Here is a 22,330-nt window from a genome sequence, read left to right as displayed (position 1 = left end):
GCCGCCCGCCCCGGCCCGCGCCCGGCCCTACTCGACGGGCCAGGTGTGGGCCGGGGCGTTGAGGTGCATGTAGTCGAGGTACTGCCGCGTCATCAGACGCAGCGCCTCCTCCCGCCCGACCCGGCCGGTGCGGTCGATGTGGCGGAACATCTCCGCCTGCCACACCGCGCCGTTGCGCCCGGTGACGCACCGCTGCTCGATGACGCCCAGCAGCGGCTCGCGCCAGGGCGCGTCCATTCCCGACGCCTCCAGCCCGCGGTGGGCCAGCGGCAGCAGGCGGCGCAGCACCAGTTCGGCCACCGGCACCTCGCCCATGCCGGGCCAGTACAGACGGGCGTCGATCCCGTGCCGGGCCGCGGCGTGCAGATTGTCCTCGGCGGCCTGGAAGGACATCCGCGACCACACCGGGCGCTCCTCGTCCACCAGGGCACGCGTCAGCCCGTAGTAGAACGCGCCGTTGGCGAGCGTGTCGGCCACCGTCGGCCCGGCGGGCAGCACCCGGTTCTCGATCCGCAGGTGCGGCTTGCCCTTGTCCACGGCGTAGACCGGGCGGTTCCACCGGTAGATCGTCCCGTTGTGCAGGGTCAGTTCGGCGAGCTGGGGCGCGTCGCCGCCGTCCAGGGTGTCGCGCGGGTCCTCGTCGTCGCACAGGGGGAGCAGCGCGGGGAAGTAGCGCAGGTTCTCCTCGAACAGGTCGAAGACGCCGGTGATCCACCGCTCGCCGAACCAGACGCGCGGGCGCACGCCCTGCACCTTCAGCTCGTCGGGCCGGGTGTCGGTGGCCTGCTCGAAGAGCGGGACGCGGGTCTCGCGCCAGAGCTCCTTGCCGAAGAGGAACGGCGCGTTGGCCGCGAGCGCCACCTGCACGCCCGCGATCGCCTGCGCCGCGTTCCAGTAGGCCGCGAACCGGTCGGGCGAGACCTGCAGATGGAACTGGGTGCTGGTGCAGGCCGCCTCGGGCGTGATGGTGTCGGCGTACGTCCGCAGCCGGTCGATGCCGTCGATCTCGATGCGCAGGTCCTCGCCCCGTGCCGCGAACACCTGCTCGTTGAGCAGGTGGTAGCGCGGGTTCTCGGAGAGCGCGGCCGCACCGACGTGGTCGCGGCGCAGCGTCGGCAGGATGCCGACCATCATGAGGTGCGCGCCGACGTCCGAGGCCCGCTGCTCGGCGTGGTTGAGCGCGTCGCGGATCTCCTGCTCCCAGGAGTCGGGGCCGCCCGCCGTCAGCTGCCGAGGCAGGATGTTGATCTCCAGGTTGAAGCGGCCGAGTTCGCTGTCCCAGGCCGCGTCCGCGATGGCCTCCAGCACCTCGGCGCTGCGCATCGCGGGTTCTCCGGAGCCGTCGACCAGGTTGAGCTCGATCTCCAGGCCCACCTGGGGCCGCTCGAACTCGAAGCGGGCCTCGCGCAGCATCTGCGCGAAGGTGTCCAGGCAGGACTGCATCTTGGTGCGGTAGCGGCGGCGGTCGTCACGGGTGAACACCAGCGCCGGGACGTCACGTCCCATCCGTCCTCCCGGGATCGTCGGGCAGACACCCCCGTCTCAGCGTGCCACTCACCGGCGGCCGCGACCAGCGAGGGGCGAGGCGCCGACGGGGCGTGCCCGCCCCGTCACCCGCCGTCGGCGCATGCCGGTCCCGCCGGCGGTCAGCGGTCCGGGGCGCGATGTCAGCGGTCCGGGGTGCGCCGGTCCGTCCGCCGCCGGCCGTCCGGCGGTGTGCCGGTCTCAGCTGCCGCGCCGCTCCAGCAGGCCGCGGACGTACGCGGCCTGGCCCGCGTGCTGGAGGTCGTCCGCGACGACGCTGACCAGGCGGACGCCCAGGGTGACCGGCGGCGTCCACGAGGCGTCCACGACCCGGTCGAGCGCGGCGGCGTCGAGGGTGCGGACCCAGCGCCGGGTGGCGGCGTGCACGGCGTCGTGGTAGCCGAGCAGGTCGCCGGCGCCGGCCCGCACCGAGGCGACGTCGCCGGGCGAGTGCCCGTACCCGGTGGCCGACGGCGGGAACGGCAGCGCGAACCGCTCGGCCCAGCCGTCGGCCGTCCACACCTGCTCGGTGCCCGCGGCGTCGGCGAGGTGGTCGTCCTGGACGCGGGTCAGGTGCCAGACGAGCCAGGCGATCGTGTTGGCGTCCGGGCCGGGCCGGGCCGTCAGGTCGTCGTCCGACAGGCCCTCCACCGTCTCGTGCACCACCGCGCGCACCCGGTCGAAGGCATCCGCCAGCAGGTCGGCGCTGTCCATGGTCCGCTCCTCGGCCGTGTGCCGCGTGTCGATCGTGTGCCGCCCATCGTGCCGTCCGGCCGACCCGTCCCGGCGGCGGCACGCGGAGCGTCACCCATGTCAATGAAGGTTGACACGCGAGAGGTGTCAACGTATGTTGACGCCATGACCGAAGCAACCGATCTCGCCGAGCGGGCGGGCGACCGGGATCCCCGGATCGGGCTGAGGGCCGTCGCCGCGCTGCGCCGGCTGCTGGAGCAGCTCGAGGCAGTGCAGGTGCGCAGCGCCCGCAATCAGGGCTGGTCCTGGCAGGACATCGCGGCGGAACTGGGCGTCAGCAGGCAGGCCGTACACAAGAAGCACGGGAGGCAGTGATGTTCGAGCGCTTCACCGGGGAGGCCCGGGCCGTCGTCACCGGCGCCGTCGCCTGCTGCCGGACGGCGGGCGAGCCCCGCGTCACCGACGAGCACCTGCTGCTCGCGCTGCTCGGCATGGAGGAGGGACGCGCGGCGTTCGCCCTGCGCGCCCTGGGGGTGGCCGACCGGCGCGACGGGCTGGAATCGGCGCTGGCCGCGGCGCGGCGCCGCGGCGGCATGACCGCGGCCCAGGTGCGCGCGCTCGCCGGGCTCGGGGTCGACGTGGACCGGATCGTGGCCCGGGTCGAGGAGGTGCACGGGGAGGGGGCGCTCGCCGCGCCCGCCGTCACCCGCCGCCCCCGCTTCGGTCACCTGCCCTTCACGCGGGAGGCGAAGGGTGTCCTGGAGCGGTCGCTGCGGATCGCCGTCGGCCGGGGCGACCGGGCCATCGGGTCCGAACACCTGCTGCTTGCGCTCGCCGCCCGGCCGGGCGTGGTCGCGGAGGTGCTCGCGGACCACGGCGTGACGTACGACGCCGTCGTCAGGGTCGCCTTCGGCGCGCGGAACGGCGGTGCGGCTCAAGCCGGTTGACGCTCTCCCGCAATGCCCCTCCGTCGGGTCCGGTGCCTTCGCGCACCGCTCGACGGTGGGGCTTTTCTTTGGTTTCAGGGCATTCGTCGTGTCATCTGCGTCACGTCATGGCCAAAACTTGAAACCCTGACGGGCCGTGGTGCGTCTGTCTGGATGGCACCGGCGGGGCATGTCACCGCCGATGCAGATGTTCGGATCCGAAGGTCTTTCCGTGAAGAGCGTTCACGGTGTCACTCTGTGTGGTGATCCCGTGGCGACCTCGCCACGTACCGTCATGAAGCCCGGGCTGGCGCGCGGGCAGGGGAGGAACCAGCGATGAAACCGTTCGCGTGGAACTACGCACGGCCCGCCGAGCAGGCGCCGGCCCTGACCGCGTACGCGTACGACGCGGCGCTCCAGCTGAACGTGCTCTCCGACGGCCGTCCCGCGATCGCCGACCGCGCCCTGATGGCCGCCGCCGGTACGACGACGTCCAAGGCCGGCTCCGCGACGCACTTCGACGACTGACCGGCCCGCCCCATGACCGGACAGCCCGCCGGACGGACGGACCGCACTCCGTGACCGTACTGGTACTGACGAGCGAACAGGACGTCACCGCCGACATGGTGGTGGCGCAGCTGCACGAACTGGGCGTGCCGCTCGTCCGGTTCGACCCCGGCGATCTGCCCGGGGACGTCGCGCTGTCCGCCGAGTACGTGCGCGGCGAGTTCCGCGGCTACCTCTCCACCGGTGGCCGCGTGGCGAGCGTCGAGGCGATGCGCTCGGTCTGGATCCGCAGGCCGGGCGAGGCCGCCGCGCACGCGCCCGAGCCGTCCGCCTGGCTGACCGACGAGAGCGGCCACGCCCTGTACGGGATGCTCGACTCCACCGCGGCCCGCTGGATGAACCACCCCAGTGCCGCGGCGCGGGCACGCCGCAAGCCGTGGCAGATGCGCCTGGCGCACCGCAGCGGCTTCCCGGTGCCCGCGACCCTGGTCACCACCTATCCGGCGATGGCCCGGAAGTTCGCCGAGCAGTACCGGCACGTCGTCGTGAAGTCGGTGTCCGGCAAGTCGCCCGGCGATCCGCCCATGGCCCTGCCCACCACCCTGGTGCCGCCCGACGCGGACTTCTCCGGGGTCGCCGCGGCCCCCACCCTGCTCCAGCGCTACATCGCCAAGAGCGCCGACATCCGGCTGACCAGCGTCGGCTGCACCCACCTCGCGGCACGCAAGACCGCCGAGGCCGGGCAGGTCGACGGACGGTTCGGCGAGACCGGCCACACCTGGGAGCCCGTGGACGTCCCCGCGCCGGTCGCCCGGGCCGTGGAACGCTACAAGAAGGAGGCGGAACTCGCCTACGGAGCCTTCGACTTCGCCGAGGACGCCGACGGCACCTGGTGGTTCCTGGAGTGCAACCAGGGCGGCCAGTTCGGCTTCGTCGAGCTGGAGACCGGGCAGCCGATCGCCCGCACCGTCGCCGAATGGCTCGCGGCCGAACCGACCGCCTGAAAGCGCCCCGGGGCCGCCCCGGCGGCCTCACTCCCGGCCGCGCCGCCACTCCTCGACGACCGCGTCGGCGTCGTACGGCTTCAGACCGAGCGGCGGCCCCGGCGGCGGGCGCAGCATCGCCGGGGTGATCCGCTCGTTGATGCGGGCGATGATCCGGCGCACCGCCGCCTCGGACGGCGCGCGCAGCGCCTCCGCCAGCGCGTCCTCCGCCTCCTTGCGCAGCGCGAGGGCCGGCGGCAGGACCGCCAGGCCCTCGCGGTGCATCTTGCCCTTGATCCACCACAGTTCGTCGTAGCCGCCGGGGTCCTCGGGCAGCGGCTTGCCGAACCCCGGCAGGTCCGCGAACTCGCCGTTCTCGGTGGCCTGCCGGACCTGCCGGTCGACCCAGGACTCGAAGCTGACGCCGGGCGGTTTCCGTTCGGTCATGCCTCCCAGCGTAGCCCCGGGTCCCGGGACCCGGATCAGCGCACCGTGAACGGGGCCGTCGCCCCGCTGAAGGCGGTCACCCTGCCGAGCAGGGTCCTGCTGTCGCCGTGGTGCACGATCCGGTACGTGCCCGGTGCGGTGCCCGGCGCGATCCGCCAGGTGAGGACCGCCTTGGAGGTGCCGAGCACCCCGTTGAGCCGGACCCACCGGTACGTGGTGTCCCAGTCGCCGTCGTCCAGCACCCGCACCCACCGGTCGCCGTCCCTGCGCTGGACCTCCAGGAACGTGCCGCCCCGGCGCAGGTTGTTCTTCGGGTGGCCGGTCACGAACTCCGCCGTCACCGTCGCGCCCCGCGCGTACGCCGCCGCGGGAGCCTTGAGCACGTCGCCGTACGACTTCCCGCCCGGCGGGTTGTCCATCACCACACCGGTCTGCAGCGTGATCTGACCCGCCGAGTGGTCGGCCGGCAGCGGCCCGTGGTCCACCGGGTCGCCGTCGCGCATCGCCGCCGCGAGGGAGCCGAACTCCTGCTGGTAGGCGGGCAGGGTGTGCCGGCCGTAGAGGGTCGAACCCCCCTCGTACTGCTGGAGGTCGTACTCCTCGGGAGTCGTCACGTACTGGCTGTAGGCGTTGGCGTACCCCTGCATCAGCACGTTCTCCAGCGGCACGCCCAGCTCCGCCGCGACCGTCCGCCGGATGCGCAGACCGGACACGACGGTGTACTCGGCCGGGCCCGCCACCAGGTAGAACTGCCCGATCCTGACGATCTGGACGGGCAGCCTGCTCGGTGTCGCCGGGACCACGGAGGAGACCAGGCCCGTGGGCACCAGGTTGGCCTTCGGGTACTGGCAGCCCACCAGCCACTCGGGCGGGTCGATGCGCAGCGGCTCCAGCAGCTTCGCCACGGGGCTGTTCATGCCCTCGGTGAAGCCGGGGATCGCCGGTCCGTCCTCGACGCTGCCCGCCAGCGTCGACGCGCCGACCATCGCCGGGCAGGTCCGGTGCTCGCGTCCGTCCGGCGTGTACCTGCCGTCGACGGTGACCTGCTCCATGTCCACGTACCGCAGCCGCGCGTCCACGGCTCCGGTGACCGGCACGGATGCCCGCTCGTAGATCTCCTTGGCCCGCGTGTACTGCCGGTCGCCGATGATGCGGGTGTTCTCGAACTCGTCCTCGGTGGGCCCCGACCCCGGCTTCAGGTTCAGGTTCGGCGACATGTCGCCCGCGTTGGTGTTGGGGAACGCGGCGACGAAGCCCTCGGCGTCGTCCAGATAGCGCACGCCCTGGTCGTCGTGCTCCCACGCGTAGGACGCGTACCCCTTGTTGTCGGGGCTCAACAGGGTGTTCTTGTTGGTGAGCGAGGTGTTGTGGGTGGCGAACCAGCTGATCGCGCCGACGTCCTCGCCGCCCTGGCGGAAGCGCAGCACCGTCATCGCGGGATCGATCCCGCCCGGGAAGGCGGCCCGGTCGGCGGCCGGGTTCCTGTCGAACGCAGTTCTCGACCGGTTGACGCTCGCGTTCGTCAGCTCGCCCCTGCCGAGGCTGATGGTGCCCGGCCGCAGGTCGTCGTGGGCCTTCGCGACGGACTCGACGATCCCGTCGACGATCGCCCGGTAGGTGTCCTTCTGGAAGCCCAGCGACGCGAGGTTGTAGGCGATGTGGTGGGAGTGGCCGCCGGTTCCGGCGTGGGTGTGGGTCGCGGAGAGCAGGACGTTGCGCTCGCCGTACAGCGAGCCGTAGCGGCGGCCCAGTTCGGCCAGGACGCCCTGGCGCACGGACTGGAAGATCATGCCCAGATCCGCGTTGACGTAGACCACCCGGCTGCCGCCGGGGTCCGCGACGACGAACGCCCGTGAACGCTGGCGCTGGTGGATGCCGGTGGCCTTCTGGTCGAAGCTGGAGTAGCCCATCATGCCGGCCTCGGCCGCCTCGCCGGTCACATCGGCGATGCCGCGGCCCACGAGGTACGGGGTGCCGGCCGCGGCGGCCTCGGCCGCGGCGCCGGGTGCGGGGGTCGCCGCGCCGGCGGGGGGTGCGGCGGGGACCGCCGACAGGGTCAGGGCGCCGAGCGCCCCGGCGAGCAGCAGGGAGACCGCTCTCGCGCGCGTGGTGGGGGACCGCATGCCTTCTCCCTCGCGATGCAGTGGGACAACAGGTGTGACCGACGGTAAGGGCGGTGCCCGGAGGAGGGAGAGGACTCAACCGGCCAGTAACGGGACTTCGTCGGCCACACCCCCTGTCCGCGGCCCGGCTCCGTGCCTACAGTGACGTCCCCGAGGAGTGATCACATGACCCGACCGTCACCGCCCCCGCCGGCGCTCGCCGACCCCCGGTACGGTTCGGCGACGATCACCCCGCACCTGCTGCGGTACCTGATGCTGGTGGCCGGCGAACGCGGCCACGACCTCGGGCCCGCGCTGCGCCGCGCCGGACTGAGCGAGGCCGCCCTGTGCGCCGTCGGCGGGCGGATCTCCTACCGCCAGGGAAGCACCGTCATCCGCGAGGCGCTCGACGCGCTCGGCGACCCGGCGCTCGGCCTCGCCGTGGGCCGCCGCCAGCGGGTGACGGCGTGGGGGATCGTCGGCTTCGGCCTGCTGGCCAGCCCCACCCTCGGCCACGCGCTCGACCTCGGGATCCGCCACCACGGGGCCGCCGGATCGATGCTGGACTACCGAACGGAGCCCGTTCCGGGCGGCGCCGCCGTCCTCGCGACGGCCCGGTACACGGACTCCGGCCTGCGGGCCTTCCTGCTGGAGGAGGCGTTCGGCAGCATCGTCGCCCTCGTCCGCGACTCCCTGGACGCACGGTTCGCGCCGCGCGCCGTGGCGGTCCGGCACAGCCGGCCGCCGCACGCGGACGCGTACGAGGAGTGGTTCCGCTGCCCGGTCGCCTTCGGCGCCGCCGACGACCGGATCGAGTTCGCCGACGACTGGCTGCGCAGACCCGTGCCGAGCGCCGACGCCTACGCGCTCGCGCAGGTCGTCCAGCTCCTCGACGCGGCCCGCACCCGCGGCCGGGAACGGCAGGAACTGGTGGAGGGCCTGGAGGTGTCGGTCGCCCGCGGCCTGCCACGGGTGCCCCCGCTGGCGCAGCAGGCGCTCGCCCGCGGCATGAGCGAACGCACCCTGCGGCGCCGGCTCGCCGGCCACGGCACGACGTACGAGGCGCTGGTCGACTCCGTGCGCCTGGTCCGCGCCGAGGAGCTGCTGACCACCGGCGACCTGCCGCTGCACACCGTCGCCGCGCTGCTCGGCTTCAGCGACGCGCGCACCCTCCGCCGTGCCGTGACCCGGTGGTTCGGCACCAGCCCCTCGGCGATCCGGCGGGCGGCCGATGCCGCCCGCCGGATCGCCGGGCCCGCCGGTCTCACCGGCGGCGGTGCACCCGCAGGTACTCCACGGCGTACGACATCTCCGTGACGTCCTCGTCGGGCGCCGGGTGGTACCGGCCTGCACACACCGAGAGGTTCACGATGAGGTAGGCCCGCCAGCGGCGGCCCACGCCGCGCCCGTCGGCGAACACGCGCCTGCCGTTCACCCACCAGACGACGGAGCCCGCACCGAACTCGACCCGCAGGTCCACCTGCGCGCCGGGCCGGATGCGGGGGTCGCTGAAGTACCGCTGGGCGCCACGCACATGGTTGGTCAGTTCCAGCAGTCCGGGGTTGTCCGGGTGGTACTCGAAGACGTCGATCTCGTTGCCGCCGTCGCGCCAGGTCCACACCGCGGGCCAGGCGCCGATCTCCTCGGGCAGCCGCACCCGCGTCTCCAGCACGTCGCCGGCGCGCAGGGCGAACCCCTCCTCGCTCTCCTCGGTGGTCAGAAGTCCGGTGTCCCAGTACCCGTCGTCGCGCCGGGTGGCGCGGAAGGCGCCTTCGCGGCTGTACGCGGGATCGTCGGTGAGGTGGTCCAGTTTGTTGTCGGATCGGTTGCGCGGGCCTCCGTCGGGATAGGCCCAGGACCGGCCGGCCACCCATTGGGCGGTCGACGTGAAATCGGCGGTGAAGAACGCTGCGTCGCTGCTCACGTGGGTCCCCCTCGCGAAAGCGCTGACGACGGACACCCGGTTCAACGCCCGTGCCCGTCTTGAGGACACGGCCGCCCGGCCCACCGGTGCATCCCGGGCGTGTCGCGGACCGGGGTGCACGGACGGGGCGGTGTCCCTCCGGCACGCGGGACGGGCCGGCCGGTCCGCGGGTCGCGCCGGCCGGTCCGCCGCGTGTGACGGACGGACGGGGGAGGCCGGTGCGCCGCCCGGCGGCATCGTTTCTGCGGTGAATCGGGGCACCCGTGCGGGTGATCGGCCGTCCCGCCGTGCCCGGTCCGGCCGCCGGCCCGCTATCACCGCCTCATGACTCCGTACCGGATGCGCGCCCGCAGCGCGCTCGCCCTGCTCTCCGTCCTCGCCGCCTTCTGCACCGTCCCGGCCGCCCCCGCCTCCGCCGCCGAGGTCCTGCCGCTCGCGGACGCCGTCGGCCGGCTGCACGTCGTGCCGGAACGGGGGACCGCCCCCGGGCCGGGCGCCTTCCCGCACTGGAACGCCGGACTGGTGCCGGGCGACGGATGCGACACCCGGGGCGAGGTCCTGCTCGCCGAGGCCGTCGAAGCGCCGTCCGTCGGCGCGGACTGCCGCCTCACGGGCGGCACCTGGGCCCCGTACACGGAGCGCGCCACGGTCGCCGGCGCCGGCGCGCTGGTGGTCGCCCACACCGTCCCGCTCGCGGAGGCATGGGAGTCCGGCGCCGACGGCTGGTCCGCCGCACGCCGGGAGGCGTACGCGAACGACCAGGGTGCGCCGCAGCCGCTGACCGTGCTCACCGCCGGGACCCACCGGGCCCGCGGGGACCGCGACCCGGCGGACTGGATTCCGCCGGAGCCGTCCGCGCACTGCCGCTACGTCGCCGAATGGGTGTCCACCAAACTCCGCTGGGGCCTCGACGCCGACACCGCGGAGTCGGAGGCGGTGAAGGTCTTCGCCGAAGGCCCTTGCGAGGACACCGTCGTCCACTACACGGCCGTGCCCGCCGCCCGCTGAGCGGCGACGGGCACGGACCTCTCCCCGCCCGGAGGGCGCTCAGCGGGCGGGGACGGTCCGCTCCGCGGCCGTCTCGCGCCGCAGCGGCGGCCCGGAGGGGGTCGCCGCCACCGGACCGAACAGTGCGGCGCGCACCACCTTCGGGGCGAACAGCGCGCTCACCGGAGCGGTCAGGGTCAGCACCGAACGGAACGCCGGGCCGATCACCGGGTCGCCCGGGTACCGCTGCTGGACCCGCCCGAGGTACCAGCCCGCCGGCCGGTCGACCGCCCGGGTGGCCACGGCACTGCCGACCGCGCCGGGCATGGCGCGGTCCGCGCCCGCCGAGATGTCCCACGCCTGGCGGGACGCGTCGAACAGCGCATGCTGCACCCGCCGCGTGGTCGGCGTGCGGCGCGGGTCGGCGAGCGCGTCGCGCAGCGCCACCGCGCTCAGCGCCGCGACCGCCATGCCCTGCCCGTAGATCGGGTTGAACGTGCACAGCGCGTCGCCGGTCGCGAGGAAGCCCGCCGGCCTGCGGCCCGGACGGTCGTAGCGGCGGCGGACGTTGGACGTCCGGCGGAAGCCGAACGGCGCCGACTCCGGGACTGCCTCCTTCATCCACTCGTGGATGAACGGGTGCGGGAAGCGGGCCGCGTACGCCGTGAACCCCTCCTCGTCGGTGGGCGGTTCGTCGCCGCGCAGCCCCGCGAGGATCACCAGGTGGCGGCCGTCCTCCAGCGGCAGGACGCCACCGCTGTAGACCTGGTCCGCGCTCGGGTAGACGTAGTACCCGAGCGCCTCCGAGCCGAGGTGGTCGCTCCTGTTGCGGTAGAGCCGCGAGGCGTAGGCGAGGCCCGTGTCGATGGTCTCCTCCCGGGGCGGCTCCGCCCCGATCTCCGCCAGCCAGCGGTCCGCGCGGGTGCCGCGCCCGGAGGCGTCCACCACCAGGTCGGCCTCCAGCGTGCGGGGGGCCGCGTCCGCGCCGGCGCCGCGTTCGCGGACCAGGACGCCGCGGACCCGGCGCGCGTCACCCGCGAGACCCACGGCCTCGGTCGACGCGACCACCGTGATCAGCGGATTGGCCAGCACCCGCCGGCGCACCAGGTGCTCCACCTGACCCCGGGACCCGGTGTAGATGTGCGTGGTCGCGTCCGTCCGCCGGAACCACCGCCCGCCCTGCCACTGGACCATGTCGGACGGCATCCCCAGCCGGGGCGCGCCCGCCGCGCCGAGCTCCGCCATGAAGCCCGGGAGCAGTGCGTCGAGCGCCACCTGACCGCCCTCCAGCAGCACGTGGACGTGCCGGCCCTGGGGAACCCCCGGGCGGGTACCGGGCTCGTCGGCGATCCGGTCGCGCTCCACGACGGTCACCCGGTCCGCGTGCTCGGCGAGCACGTGTGCCGCCAGGAGCCCTGCGAGGCTTCCGCCGACGACCACCGCGTGCCGTCGCCCCGCTCCCTGCCGGGAGGAGCCCCTTCCCAGTGCGTCGTCCATCCATCTGCCTCTCGTGGTCGGCGATGTGTTGCGGGACCGACCAGTATTCCGGCTGGTGGGAGGGCTCCGAACGGATCGCGCCGCCCCCGGAGTCCCGTCCGCGCCCGGTGTGCCGGCGCACGGGCGGCCCGCAGGGCCGGGGCGCCGGGCGCGTCACCCCGAGGGGCGCGGCCCGTGCGCGCGCTCCCGCGCGGGCCGCCCCGAGGTCCCGTCACCCGGACGGGTGACCCGTCCGCCCCGGGGCCGCGGTCACCCCGCTTCCGGTGTCCGCCGACGGCCGCGCCGCGCGCCGGTCAGCCCGCCGGTTGTGTCTCCCATCGGCACGCGCGGCGGTCACTGCGCCTGTCGTGTCCGGGTGCGACCGCGCCCCGCTCCGGCCGGTCGCGGTCCGACGGCGAGACGCCCGGCGCTCCCGGCGGCGCCGGGGCGGACACGGGCGAGGGCGCCCGCGCAGCGGGATGCGGCGGGACGGATCCGCTCCGCCGCCTCCCGCATCCCCGGGGCCCCGCCGAGCAGTGCGCGCCGGCGGTGTCCGCGCAGCTGCGGCTGCCGGGCGGCGGCCCGCTGGGCACCCGAGGTGATCAGCGTGTTCACCGGCGCCAGCGGGTCCGCGCCGACGCTGCGGGCGAGCAGGACGCCCGCGGCGAGCGGCAGCAGGACACCGGCGAGCACCGTGCCGGTGGCGGTCATCCGCCGCAGTCGGGTGGGCCGGAGGGCTTCGGAGGTCATGCCCCCATCCGACCAGCCCGGCGGGGAGCGGAAATCGGCCGGAATACTCACCCCGGCCGGTCGGGGTACTCACTCCGCCCGGCGCGCGGGTGCCCTTCGCGTGCGACGGTGGCGGACGCGCACCGGGCGGTCGCACGGCCTTCACGGGACTTCCCGGCCCGGGAAGGCGCGAGCCGTGCAGCCGGCTGCGGGGGCGAGGGGGCGAGGGGGTGTGCACCCCTGGGGGCCGCCGTTCGCAGTCACCTCTCCGGTGCGGCGCTCCCGCACCGGGTCGGCGCACCGTGCCCGTCCCTGCGTATGCCTGCATCGGTCCCGCGCGCCTCGCGCCCCCGCCCCCGCGCCCGGACGGCCGGCGGCAGGCCGTGAATCTCCGGCCCCGGACGGGCCGCCATCCCTCCGCCCGGCGGGACGAACCGGGCGGAAATAGACTGGGTGCGGGCCGTGTGAGCCTGCCGGCCGGCCCGCGTCCGCGGAGCGGGGCCGGGGCCGGGAGGAGGACAAGGTGGCGCGGAGGGGCTCATGACCTGGCGACGTCATCCCCGGTCGGCCTCCGCCGACGACCTGCTCACCGCCCTCGGCCGGCTGACGGAACGGGCGCGCAAGACCGCCGAGAGCCAGAAGGCCCGCGTCGAGCTGGCCGAGGCGCTCCAGCGGTCCATGCTCCCCACCCGCCTGCCCGCCGTCCCGGGCCTCCAGGTGGCCGCCCGGTACGCCCCGGCGCGCAACGGACTCGACATCGGCGGCGACTGGTACGACGGCTTCCTCCTCCCCGACGGCTCGCTCGGCCTCTCCATAGGCGACGTGCAGGGCCACGACGTGGAGGCCGCCGCCGTCATGGGCCAGATCCGCATCGGACTGCGTGCCGTCGCGACCGCCACCACGGACCCCGGCGAGATCCTGCGCCGTGCCAACGACCTGCTGCTCTCGGTGGACCAGGGACTCTTCGCCACCTGCAGTTTCCTGAGGTTCGACCCGGCGACCGCCGTGGTGGAGAGCGCGCGGGCCGGCCATGTGCCGGCCGTCTGGGCCTCGCCCGGCGGCTGTGGTCTCGTCGAGGACGAGACCGGGGTCCCGCTGGGGATCGTGCCCGGCGAGAGCTACCCGGTCGTCCGGCGCCGCCTCAGCCGCGGAGCCGCCCTGGTCCTGGTCACCGACGGGGTCGTCGAGGGGCCCGCGTACCCCATCGAGGCCGGTCTCGAAGCGGTCTCCGGCCTCGTCGGTTCCGCGGTCGGGCAGGGCGCGTCGGCGGGCGAGCTGGCGGCCGCCGTGATGGGCGTCGCCGCGCTCACCGAGCACACCGACGACGCCGCCGTCCTGGTGCTCATGGGAGCGGACGGCCGAGCCGCCCCGGGGTGAGGGCCGGGGTCCGGACGGCCCCGGGATCGGAGCCGCAGCGCGTGTCACGCCGACGACGGGCCGACCGCGTTGTGTGATGACATGCGTGATCGCCAGCGAGCAACTGAGACGTCCGGCCGCAGCCGCGCTGCGCATCCTCGTCGTCGCCGGTGCCTACTGGCTGGGGGGCCGGATCGGTTTCACCGAGCGGGTGGTCGTCGACGGCGCGATCGTCACCCCCCTGTGGCCGCCCACCGGCATCGCGCTGACCGCGCTGCTGTGGCTCGGCCTGTCCGCGTGGCCGGGCATCCTGATCGGGGCGGTGGCCACCATCGCGACGATCAACACGGTGAGCACCGACTCCCTGGGCATCCTGGCGGGCAACACCCTCGCACCCGTGACGGCGTACCTGATGCTCCGGGCCGTCAACTTCCGTCCGGCCCTGGACCGGCTCAGGGACGGCGTCCTCCTCGTCTTCCTCGGTGCGCTCGGCGGCATGCTGATCAGCGCGACCGCCGGGGCGGGCACCCTCCTCGCCAACGGTGCGCTGGCCGGCCAGGACTTCTGGCCCATCTGGGCCGCGTGGTGGGCCGGCGACGCCATGGGTGTCCTCGTGGTCACGCCGCTGCTGCTGGTGCTGCGCAGTGCGGGACGTCCGGTGGCGGGGCGGGACTTCTGGTGGACCGAGGCGGTGGCCCTCGCCGTCGTGACCGTCGGCGTCGCGTGGTTCGCCACCCGCACCGAGTCGGCCCTGCTCTTCCTGGTGTTCCCGGTCCTGATCTGGGCGGCGCTGCGCTACCAGCTCGCGGGCTCGGCTCCGTGCACCCTGCTGGTCTCGGTGTTCGCGGTGACGGCCGCAACGTCGGGCCAGGGGCCGTTCGAGGGCCGCTCGATGCTGGAGGCCATGGCCCTGCTCCAGGCCCTCAACGGTGCCGCGGCCCTCACCGGCCTGCTGCTGGGCGCCCTCGTGACGGAACAACTGGCGGTGCGCCGCAGGATCGAGGAGGCCTGCGTCGCCCTGGCCGACGTCGTCGACCAGCTGGCCCCCGGGGAGACGGCCCATCTCTGGCCGCTGCCCGGCGGACCGCGCACGCAGGGCCGTGGGGACGGCGGCCCCGGCTGACGCGCCGCGCGAGGCCCGTTCCGGTACGGTCCGGCCCGTTCAGCGACAAGGCGCCGGTCCCGGATGTCCGGGCGCCCGGGACCGGTCACTCGAAGCGCACGGCCAGCAGGCAGGCGTCGTCGTCGTGGGCGGAGCGCACGTACTCCTCGGCCAGCCGGTCGACCACCTGCCGCGGGGTCATGCCCCGGCAGTCCGCCAGCGAGTCCGTCAGCTGGTCGAGGCCCACCTCGATGTCCTGTCCCCGCCGCTCCACCACGCCGTCCGTGTACAGCAGCAGCACGTCACCCGGCAGCACGGGGAACTCGGCGGTCTCGTACGGGTGCCCGGGCAGCGCCCCCAGCAGCGGCCCCCGGTGCCCGGTGGGCAGATCGAACGCGCGCTCGCCGCGCAGCAGCAGGGGAGCGGGGTGCCCGGCGCTCGCCCAGCGCAGCACCCGGTCCGGCCCGTAGAAGCAGATCGCGACCGTCGCGGTGTCGACCGCCCAGTCGCCCGCCACCAGTTCGTTGAGCCAGGTCGTGACCGTGCCGGCGTCCGCCCCGGTCTGCGCCAGGCCGGCCACCGCGTACCGCTGCTGGGCCATCCTGGCCACGGCCTCCAGCCCGTGGCCGCTGGCGTCGCCGATGGCGATCAGCGCCTGGCCGTCCGCCAGCGGCCGGCACTTGAACCAGTCGCCGCCGACCGCCGCGTCCTGCTCGGCGGGCAGGTAGGCGGCCGCCGCCGTCAGCCCCAGATCGGCGAGCCCCTCGGAGTAGGACGGCAGCAGAGCCTCCCGCAGCGTGGCGGCCACGTGCCGTTCGGCCGCCGCCTGCCGCCGCAGCCGGTCCGCCTCGTCCTGCTTCGCGAGCACCCTGCGGCGGCTGCGCATCTGCGGGGTGAGGTCGTGCGCCACGATCTGGACCGCCCAGGACCGTCCGTCGGTGTCGGTGACCGGCCGGCCGAGCAGGTCGACGGTGCGTTCCTCGCCGAGCACCATGAACCGCACCCGCGTCCAGGCGGGCTCCTCGCCCGCCAGCACCGACGAGAGGAACTCGCCGAACGGACCGGCGTCGGCGGGCACGAGCGCGTCGCACAGCTCCAGCAGCGTCCACGGAAGCGCGGGATCGCTGCGGAAGATGCGCTGCATCCCCTCGGACCACGTCACGCCTCCCGAGAGCAGGTCCCAGCGCCCCCACCCCATCGACGCCAGGTGCTGGGCGTCGATGGTGAGCATCTCGGCCTGGTTGCGCACGGCGTGCCAGGTCGTCAGGACCTGCCCGTCGCAGGAGGCCGCGTAGTGCACCAGCTGCACCCGGCGCAGCGTGCCCTCGCGCTCCTCGGTGTGGTCGACGACCCGGCCGGTCAGCGCACGCCCCGTCTCGACCACCTCGCGCAGGGCGTCGATCAGGCCGCAGGACGCGACACCTGGTCTGGCCTCCGTGAAGAGGCTGCCGGTCTGCTGGTCGGGGGAGGGGAGCCAATCGACGGAGCGCACGTGGTTGCCGGCCCGGACGAGGAAGTCGGTGATCCGTCCGTTCGCGTCGCGCACCGGGGAGAGCAGCGCCGCGGAGACCGGGACGGCCGGCAGGGTGGCGCAGAGACAGGCCCACGGGTCGTGGCCTTCGCCGGTGTCGCTGCAGCTGTGGGAGGGACCGGTCCCCAGTCCGCAGGCGCATGCGGGCACGGTGTCCGCGGCGACCGCCCGGTCGGCCCGCGGCGGGGCCGCGGCCGCTCCCTCGCCCACATCGGCGCGGAGGGTCTCGATCTCGCGCCGGATGAGCGCCTTGAGCGAGGCGACGTCCGGGGACTGGGGCAGCATCATGCGGTTCCCTCACCCCGGCCGGGGGCCTGGTCGCGGTGCCCGGCCGGTCTTGGTCGCAGGTGCGCCGATCGTAAGCGCGGTCCGGTGCGGTGTGCCGGGGTCGTGCCGCCGTACGGACCAGCGGGCGCGTCGCGCGCCCCGCGCCCGCGAGCGGCCCGCCGGAGTCCCGGCCGCCGGCCGCGCCGGGAACACCGGCCGGCGGTGGAACCGTCCCGGCGGACGGCTCCGCCGCCGGCCGGTCCGGTCAGCTGACGGCGCCGGAGGCCCGGACCGCGGCGGCGAGGGCCGTGCCGTACGCGCGGGAGCCCGCGGCGTTCGGGTGGAGCGGGAACGCGTCACGCGTCGACACCGCTCCTTCGATCCACCGGTCCGCGGGGGCGGCGCAGGAGTCGTGGCCGGCGCCGGGGGACGCGGTGTCCACGAAGGTGGCGCCGTGGCGTTCGGCGGACGCGCGGAGCACCCCGCCCAGGCGGTCCACCGTGCGCTGGACGTAGTCGGCGTCACGGGCCCAGAAGGGCTGGGCGGGGAAGCACCCGCCCGGCCGGAAGTAGGCGCCGTAGCCGAGGACGAACACCTGCGCACGGGGCGCGCGCCGGGCGACGGTGTCGAGCACGGCGTCGAACTCCGGGGCCCATGCGTCGACGGCCGCCGCGTAGACGTCCTCGCCCCCGGGCGTGTGCGTCGCCGCGCAGCTCCGGCCGAGCGGCTCGGGCAGCAGGTTCACACAGCCGGTGGCGAGGTTGAACAGGGCCGTGTCGTTGCCGCCGAGGGTGATGCTGACGACGTCCGTCTCGGCGGAGAGCGCCTCGTACTGCGGGGCGGTCCGCGGGTGCTGCCGGCCGCTCAGGTGGTCGGCGGTGGCGCCGGAGCAGCTGACATCGGTCAGGTCGGCGCCGAGGAGCGCGGCCGCGACCCGGGGATAGCCCGACAGAGAGCGGACGCACGCCGGGTTCGACGGGTCCGCGGGCCGGACCAGCGGTGCCGCGGCGAACGAGTCCCCGAGGGCGACGTACCGGAGGGGGGACCGGTCCGCCGCGGCCGGGGCGGCCGCGGCGCCCGGTGCGGCGAACGCCGCGGCGCAGAGGGCGAGCAGGGCAGGCAGGGCGAGCAGGCGTGCCTTCATGGAGGGGCCTTTCCGTGGCTGCGTACGGGTGGGTCGTGCGGGTGCGTGTGCGGGTGCGGGTGGTGCGGTCCGTGCCGTGTGCGGCTCCGGCGCGCTAGGACCAGAGGCGGCGTTCCGCCTCCCGGGGCGCGTGCACGACGTGAGCCCCCTCGGCGCCGAAGGTCATGACGGGGCGGCCCGCGTCCCACCGCGGCCAGCCCGGGTCGCCGTGCGTCGCGAAGTCGATCCAGGCGCGGTGCATCGCCCGCGCGAGGGAGCGGGGTGCCGCGTCGCCGGCCAGCAGACGGCTGTCCTCAGTGCCGAGGGTGTCGAAGACGAAGCCGATCTCCAGCGCGTGGCAGGCGCCGAGCCCCTGCACCGGGGACCGCCAGCCGAACTCGTAGAGGAAGGTGCGTCCCCGCCCCTGTGTCCGCGCGTCCGCCAGGCGGCCCTGCGGCACCCGCAGCACGACGTCGGTGGCGACGGCGCCGAGGATCTCCCCGGGCGAGGCCCCGGGCCGGCCCGCACGGTAGACGCGCGGGGTGCGCCACGGGGCTCCGTGCCGCAGCAGCGCCAGCCGCAGAGCCGTGCGGCCGACGCGGTCGGCGAGACCGGTGGGCACGAACCACAGCCGGTACTCCTCCGTGTTGCCGCCCATCAGCACGTCCACGTCGCCGGCCGCGCCCCCGGCGAGTGCGGCGGCCGGGTCCTCCGGCACGAGGTCGCCGTCGACCACGATGTGGAAGCCCCGGCCGCCGGTCAGCGGAGTGCCCTTCGCCGTCGCGGCACGCTGGGCGGCGAGCAGCCGTGCGCGGTCCACCCGGGCGAACGCCTCCGCCGTGGGCTCCACGCCGAGGTGCCGGGCCATCGCGGCCGTGGTCCGCGCGGCCTTCCCGGGCGCCGCCGCCGCGGGGGCGCCGCTCTGGAGCACGGCCCGCCGCAGCAGACCCCGGGAACGGGGGCTCGCCAGCAGGGCCCCGAGGCAGACGGCGCCCGCCGATTCGCCGAAGACGGTGACGTTCCCGGGGTCGCCGCCGAAGCCGCGGATGTTGTCGCGCACCCAGCCGAGGGCGGCGAGCTGGTCGCGGAGCCCGAGGTTGGCGGGCGCGTCGGGGAAGACGCCGAAACCCTCGATCCCGAGGCGGTAGTTGAGCGAGACGAGGACGACGCCGTCGCGGGCGAAGGCCCGGCCGTCGTAGAGCGGCACCGCCGACGACCCGTTGCGCAGGGCGCCGCCGTGGAGCCACACCATCACCGGCCGGCCCGCTCCGGGGGGCGCGCCGGTCCAGACGTTCAGGTTGAGGCAGGCGTCCCCGGGCACGTCGGGATCGGGCAGCAGGGCGTCCAGCGGAGGAGCGTAGGGGTTCTTGGGGGCGGTGGGGCCGAAGGCGACGGCCTCCCGCACCCCGTCCCACGGCGGGACGGGGGCCGGCGGGGCGAACCGCAGCGGCCCCACCGGGGCGGCGGCGTACGGGATGCCGCGGAAGACGGCGACACCGTCCTCGTCGGCCCCGCGCACCGTGCCGGCCGTGGTGGCGACCAGCCTCATGCGCAGGTCTCCCGCAGCGCGCGCTTGAGGACCTTGCCGCTGGGGCCGAGCGGCAGCGCGTCCACCATCCGCACGACGCGCGGGTACTTGTGCCTGCCGAGCCGTTCCCGGGCCCAGCCGACGATGTCCTCGGGTGTCGTCCGCGCTCCCGGGCGCAGGACGACCGCGGCGCATATCTCCTCCCCCTTCTCCGCGTCGGGCAGGCCGAGGACGCTGACCTGCGCCACGGCGGGGTGCCGGGCCAGGGTCTCCTCGACCTCGCGCGGGTAGACGTTGAAGCCGCCCCGGATGATGAGGTCCTTCTTGCGGTCGACGATGCTCAGGAATCCGTCGGCGTCCTGCACGCCGATGTCGCCGGTGCGGAACCAGCCGTCGACCACGGCGGCCGCGGTCGCCTCGGGGTCGTCGAGGTAGCCGGCGAAGACGTTGTGCCCGCGCACCACGACCTCGCCGGTGCTGCCCGGGGGCAGCAGCACCGTGCGGTCCTCGGTGCCGGCGTCGGCCACCGCGGCCTCCACACCCCAGATGGGGTGGCCGACCGTGCCCGGACGGCGGCCGGTGGACAGCTGGTTGAAGGTGGCGGCCGGGGAGGTCTCGGTGAGCCCGTAGCCTTCCAGGACCGGGGTGCCGAAGGCGGCCTCGAAGCGCTCCAGGAGCGCGGTGGGCAGGGCCGCGCCGCCGGAGACGGCCAGCCGCAGGGCAGCCGGCCGGCCGCCGGACGCGCCGGCCTCCTCGGTGAGGGCGTGGTACATCGTGGGCACGCCCATGAACACCGTCACGCCCTCCGCCGCCATCAGGTCGAGGGCGCCGCGCCCGGTGAAGCGCGGGCACAGCACCAGGGCCGCGCCCGCGCGCAGAGCGGCGTTCATGGCGCAGGACTGGCCGAAGCTGTGGAAGAGCGGCAGGCAGCCGAGGATCACGTCTCCGGGGGTCAGGGCGAAGAGGTCCTGGGCGCAGACGGTCGCGTTCAGCACGAGGTTGGCGTGGGTGAGCAGGGCGCCCTTCGGGCGGCCGGTGGTGCCGCTGGTGTAGAGGATCACGGCGGTGTCGCCGGGGGCGGCGGGCTCCGCCCGTTCCAGCGGATCCCCCTCGCACACGACGTCCAGCACCTGGGTGCCGGTCCGCTCCGCCGCTGCCTCGGCCACCTCGCGCAGCGCGCCGGCCGTGACGACGGCGCGGCAGCCGCTGTGCCGCAGGACGTACGCCACCTCGTCGGCGACGAGCAGCGCGTGGACGGGCACGACGACGGCGCCCGCGGCGAGGGCGCCGTAGTACGCGCGGGGGAAGTCGGCGGTGTTGGGCAGGAGCAGCGCCACCCGGTCGCCCGGCCGGATGCCGTGGGCGCGCAGCCGGCCGGCGAAGCGGAGCGCGTCGCTCCACAGTTCGCGGTAGCCGATGCGGAGGTCGCCGTCGACGACCGCGGTCCGGTCGGGGTGGCGGGCGGCGGACTCCCGCAGGATGGTGGCGACGCTGAGCTGCACGGCGGCTCCCTTGCACGGACGGACGGTGGTGCGGCCGCCTCAGCTTCCGGTACGTCCGCGCCCGGGGACCATGGGCGACTGCCCAGCGCCGGGCCGCCCCCGGTGGGCAGCGGCCCGGCGGGCGCGGGCGGGGCGGGGTGTCGCCGGAGACCTCGGTGAGGGCGGCCTTGGCGGGGGCGGCCGCGGTGGGGACGGGGTGTCGCCGGAGACCTCGGAGGTCGGCCTGCCGGTCCGGCTCCGGCGTCGGGGCGCCCTGGGCAGCTGCCGAGAGGGCGGGGCCGTGTCGGTGCGTGGGTCGCGGTGCCGCGATCGGGGCCGGAAACCGGGGAGCCGCGGGCCCGCCGGAGCCCGGCCCCGGGGCGGGCGCCGGTTCCTCAGTGCTCCAGTTCCAGGGCGCGCAGCGCCAGTGCCCAGCCCAGGCGGGCCTCACCGGAGTCGGCGGGCCAGCCGCTCAGTTCGGCGACGCGGCCGACCCGGTTGAGGATGGTGTTGCGGTGGCAGAAGAGCGCCGCGGCGGCCGCCGACGCCGAGCAGCCCGAGTCGAGCCATACCCGCAGCGTGTCCAGCAGCACCTGGCGTTCCGCGCCGCTGCGCAGCACGCCGTCGAGGTAGCGGGCCGCCAGACGGTCGGCGATCTCGGGTTCCGCGCCGAGCGCGGCGTGCACCAGCCGCTCGTCGAGGCAGGCCACCTGACCGCTGCCCGGGGGCAGGGTGTCGAGCGCCCGGCGCGCGAGCCGCACACCCTGCGCGGCGTCGGCGAGGCTCTCGAAGGCGGGCGAGATCCCGGCCCGCCGGACGCCCTGGGCGCGCAGCAGGTCCGCGAGGTCGGCGGGACCGTACGTCCTCACGCGGACGAGTCCGGCGACGGTCCCCGCCCGGGGCCGCCAGTAGGACCACAGGCCCCGGGTCTCCAGCGCGGGCCCCGGGTCGGGCGGTGAGGACGGGTCGTGGGTGTCCTGCGCGATGACGACGACGGCGTAGCGGTCCTGCCGCGGGACGCCGAGCGCCGTGGCGGCGGCCGCCGCCACCGCCGGGTCGTCGGCGCGGCCGTCCAGCAGGGCCTCGAAGAGCGCGCCGCGACGGGACGCCTCACGGTGCTGGAGTTCCAGGGTGCGCAGCCGGTAGGCGTCGGCCATGGCGGAGGAGAACCGGTCGATGGTCTCCCACACGGCCCCGGCCATGTCGCCCACCAGGCGCTGCTGCGCGGGCGAGCGGTCGCGCATCCAGTCGGCCATCGCCTGCCAGAGCACCCGGCCGCCGCGCCGGTACGCCTGGAGCACCGTGGCCAGCGGCATGCCCTGCTCGGCACGGAGCCTGCCGTTCTCGGCGGCGACCGCCTCGAAACGGCCGGCGTCGGCGCGCATCCCGCCGAACTCGCGCAGCGCCAGCTCCATGTTGCCCCGGAGCGTCACCCGCAGGTCGTCCTGGGAGACGGGGCTTCCGCTGGCGTAGGCGGCGCTGTGCGCGCAGATGTCGGCGGCGAGCTGTTCGATCAGGCCGTCGATGTCGGCGAGCAGCGTCGCCGCCAGTTCTCGGCGCAGCGCCGGCTCCTCGTTCATGGCCGCAGGATATGCACGCGGACCGCCCGTGCGACGCGTGCCGTTGCCCACAGGGCGCGGGGCG

Annotated in this window: 20 protein-coding genes; 8 read left to right on the top strand and 12 right to left on the bottom strand. The window is 75.3% G+C overall.

The window, feature by feature from the left end; translation table 11 throughout:
• Window positions 1-27: 27 nt before the first annotated feature.
• Both IAG43_RS02075 and IAG43_RS02070 read right to left on the bottom strand, forming a co-directional pair.
• A complete protein-coding gene (locus IAG43_RS02075; RefSeq protein ID WP_187739030.1) occupies window positions 28-1,506 on the bottom strand; it encodes a glutamate-cysteine ligase family protein in 1,479 nt (492 codons plus the stop codon).
• A gap of 219 nt (window positions 1,507-1,725) precedes the next feature.
• Window positions 1,726-2,238 (bottom strand): mycothiol transferase, encoded by a 513-nt coding sequence (locus IAG43_RS02070; RefSeq protein WP_187739029.1) that lies wholly within the window; start codon window positions 2,236-2,238, stop codon window positions 1,726-1,728.
• A gap of 144 nt (window positions 2,239-2,382) precedes the next feature.
• Between IAG43_RS02070 and IAG43_RS02065 the strand changes: the two genes are divergently transcribed.
• The 4 genes from IAG43_RS02065 (at window position 2,383) to tgmB (ending at window position 4,654) form a co-directional block, all read left to right on the top strand.
• A complete protein-coding gene (locus tag IAG43_RS02065; RefSeq protein WP_187739028.1) occupies window positions 2,383-2,592 on the top strand; it encodes a helix-turn-helix domain-containing protein in 210 nt (69 codons plus the stop codon).
• Complete coding sequence (locus IAG43_RS02060; RefSeq protein ID WP_187739027.1) at window positions 2,592-3,164, top strand: Clp protease N-terminal domain-containing protein; 573 nt, start codon at window positions 2,592-2,594, stop codon at window positions 3,162-3,164. Before IAG43_RS02065 ends, IAG43_RS02060 begins: the two co-directional genes overlap by 1 nt.
• A 315-nt stretch (window positions 3,165-3,479) precedes the next feature.
• Window positions 3,480-3,671 (top strand): putative ATP-grasp-modified RiPP, encoded by a 192-nt coding sequence (gene tgmA, locus IAG43_RS02055; protein WP_147989659.1) that lies wholly within the window; start codon window positions 3,480-3,482, stop codon window positions 3,669-3,671.
• Between the two features lie 50 nt (window positions 3,672-3,721).
• Window positions 3,722-4,654 (top strand): ATP-grasp ribosomal peptide maturase, encoded by a 933-nt coding sequence (tgmB, locus tag IAG43_RS02050; protein WP_187739026.1) that lies wholly within the window; start codon window positions 3,722-3,724, stop codon window positions 4,652-4,654.
• Between the two features lie 27 nt (window positions 4,655-4,681).
• Here the strand turns inward: tgmB and IAG43_RS02045 are convergent, their stop codons facing one another.
• Together IAG43_RS02045 and IAG43_RS02040 are read right to left on the bottom strand one after the other, a co-directional pair.
• Window positions 4,682-5,080, bottom strand: coding sequence for a DnaJ family domain-containing protein (locus tag IAG43_RS02045; protein ID WP_187739025.1), 399 nt, complete (start codon window positions 5,078-5,080; stop codon window positions 4,682-4,684).
• A gap of 35 nt (window positions 5,081-5,115) precedes the next feature.
• Window positions 5,116-7,203 carry a neutral/alkaline ceramidase gene (locus IAG43_RS02040; RefSeq protein WP_187739024.1) on the bottom strand — a complete coding sequence of 696 codons (2,088 nt, stop codon included), beginning with the start codon at window positions 7,201-7,203 and terminating at the stop codon, window positions 5,116-5,118.
• A 165-nt stretch (window positions 7,204-7,368) separates the two neighbouring features.
• On the opposite strand from IAG43_RS02040, the gene IAG43_RS02035 reads away from it, so the two are divergent.
• Window positions 7,369-8,499, top strand: a complete 1,131-nt coding sequence (locus IAG43_RS02035; protein ID WP_187739023.1) for an AraC family transcriptional regulator — start codon at window positions 7,369-7,371, stop codon at window positions 8,497-8,499.
• On the opposite strand, the gene IAG43_RS02030 is transcribed toward IAG43_RS02035, so the two are convergent.
• A complete protein-coding gene (locus IAG43_RS02030; RefSeq protein WP_187739022.1) occupies window positions 8,447-9,106 on the bottom strand; it encodes a LamG domain-containing protein in 660 nt (219 codons plus the stop codon). The two genes, IAG43_RS02035 and IAG43_RS02030, sit on opposite strands and share 53 nt — an antisense overlap.
• A 324-nt stretch (window positions 9,107-9,430) precedes the next feature.
• Here IAG43_RS02030 and IAG43_RS02025 point away from each other — a divergent pair, with 324 nt between their 5' ends.
• Window positions 9,431-10,114, top strand: a complete 684-nt coding sequence (locus tag IAG43_RS02025) for an HNH endonuclease (RefSeq protein WP_187739021.1) — start codon at window positions 9,431-9,433, stop codon at window positions 10,112-10,114.
• 39 nt (window positions 10,115-10,153) lie between these two features.
• Here the strand turns inward: IAG43_RS02025 and IAG43_RS02020 are convergent, their stop codons facing one another.
• Both IAG43_RS02020 and IAG43_RS02015 read right to left on the bottom strand, forming a co-directional pair.
• Window positions 10,154-11,590 carry an FAD-dependent oxidoreductase gene (locus IAG43_RS02020; RefSeq protein ID WP_187739020.1) on the bottom strand — a complete coding sequence of 479 codons (1,437 nt, stop codon included), beginning with the start codon at window positions 11,588-11,590 and terminating at the stop codon, window positions 10,154-10,156.
• A gap of 333 nt (window positions 11,591-11,923) precedes the next feature.
• Entirely contained in the window at window positions 11,924-12,319 is a 396-nt protein-coding gene (locus IAG43_RS02015; RefSeq protein WP_187739019.1) for a hypothetical protein, read from the bottom strand.
• A gap of 519 nt (window positions 12,320-12,838) precedes the next feature.
• On the opposite strand from IAG43_RS02015, the gene IAG43_RS02010 reads away from it, so the two are divergent.
• The gene (locus IAG43_RS02010; RefSeq protein WP_187739018.1) at window positions 12,839-13,675 is read left to right on the top strand and encodes a PP2C family protein-serine/threonine phosphatase; all 837 of its coding nucleotides are present in this window, start codon (window positions 12,839-12,841) and stop codon (window positions 13,673-13,675) included.
• Window positions 13,676-13,760: 85 nt separating this feature from the next.
• The gene (locus IAG43_RS02005) at window positions 13,761-14,777 is read left to right on the top strand and encodes an MASE1 domain-containing protein (RefSeq protein WP_187739017.1); all 1,017 of its coding nucleotides are present in this window, start codon (window positions 13,761-13,763) and stop codon (window positions 14,775-14,777) included.
• 85 nt (window positions 14,778-14,862) lie between these two features.
• Here the strand turns inward: IAG43_RS02005 and IAG43_RS02000 are convergent, their stop codons facing one another.
• From IAG43_RS02000 to IAG43_RS01980, 5 genes are all read right to left on the bottom strand, one after another.
• Window positions 14,863-16,575: a PP2C family protein-serine/threonine phosphatase gene (locus IAG43_RS02000; RefSeq protein ID WP_187739016.1), complete on the bottom strand. Its 1,713-nt coding sequence runs from the start codon at window positions 16,573-16,575 to the stop codon at window positions 14,863-14,865.
• A 244-nt stretch (window positions 16,576-16,819) separates the two neighbouring features.
• Window positions 16,820-17,698, bottom strand: a complete 879-nt coding sequence (locus IAG43_RS01995) for an SGNH/GDSL hydrolase family protein (protein ID WP_187739015.1) — start codon at window positions 17,696-17,698, stop codon at window positions 16,820-16,822.
• 94 nt (window positions 17,699-17,792) lie between these two features.
• Window positions 17,793-19,226, bottom strand: a complete 1,434-nt coding sequence (locus IAG43_RS01990) for a carboxylesterase/lipase family protein (RefSeq protein WP_187739014.1) — start codon at window positions 19,224-19,226, stop codon at window positions 17,793-17,795.
• Entirely contained in the window at window positions 19,223-20,707 is a 1,485-nt protein-coding gene (locus tag IAG43_RS01985; protein ID WP_187739013.1) for a long-chain-fatty-acid--CoA ligase, read from the bottom strand. The genes IAG43_RS01990 and IAG43_RS01985 overlap by 4 nt, the downstream gene beginning before the upstream one ends.
• Before the next feature lie 374 nt (window positions 20,708-21,081).
• Window positions 21,082-22,266, bottom strand: coding sequence for a PucR family transcriptional regulator (locus IAG43_RS01980; RefSeq protein WP_187739012.1), 1,185 nt, complete (start codon window positions 22,264-22,266; stop codon window positions 21,082-21,084).
• Window positions 22,267-22,330: the final 64 nt, after the last annotated feature.

This window comes from Streptomyces genisteinicus (assembly GCF_014489615.1).
GTDB classification, from domain to species: domain Bacteria; phylum Actinomycetota; class Actinomycetes; order Streptomycetales; family Streptomycetaceae; genus Streptomyces; species Streptomyces genisteinicus.
This window is presented reverse-complemented; position numbering and strand designations above follow the sequence as displayed.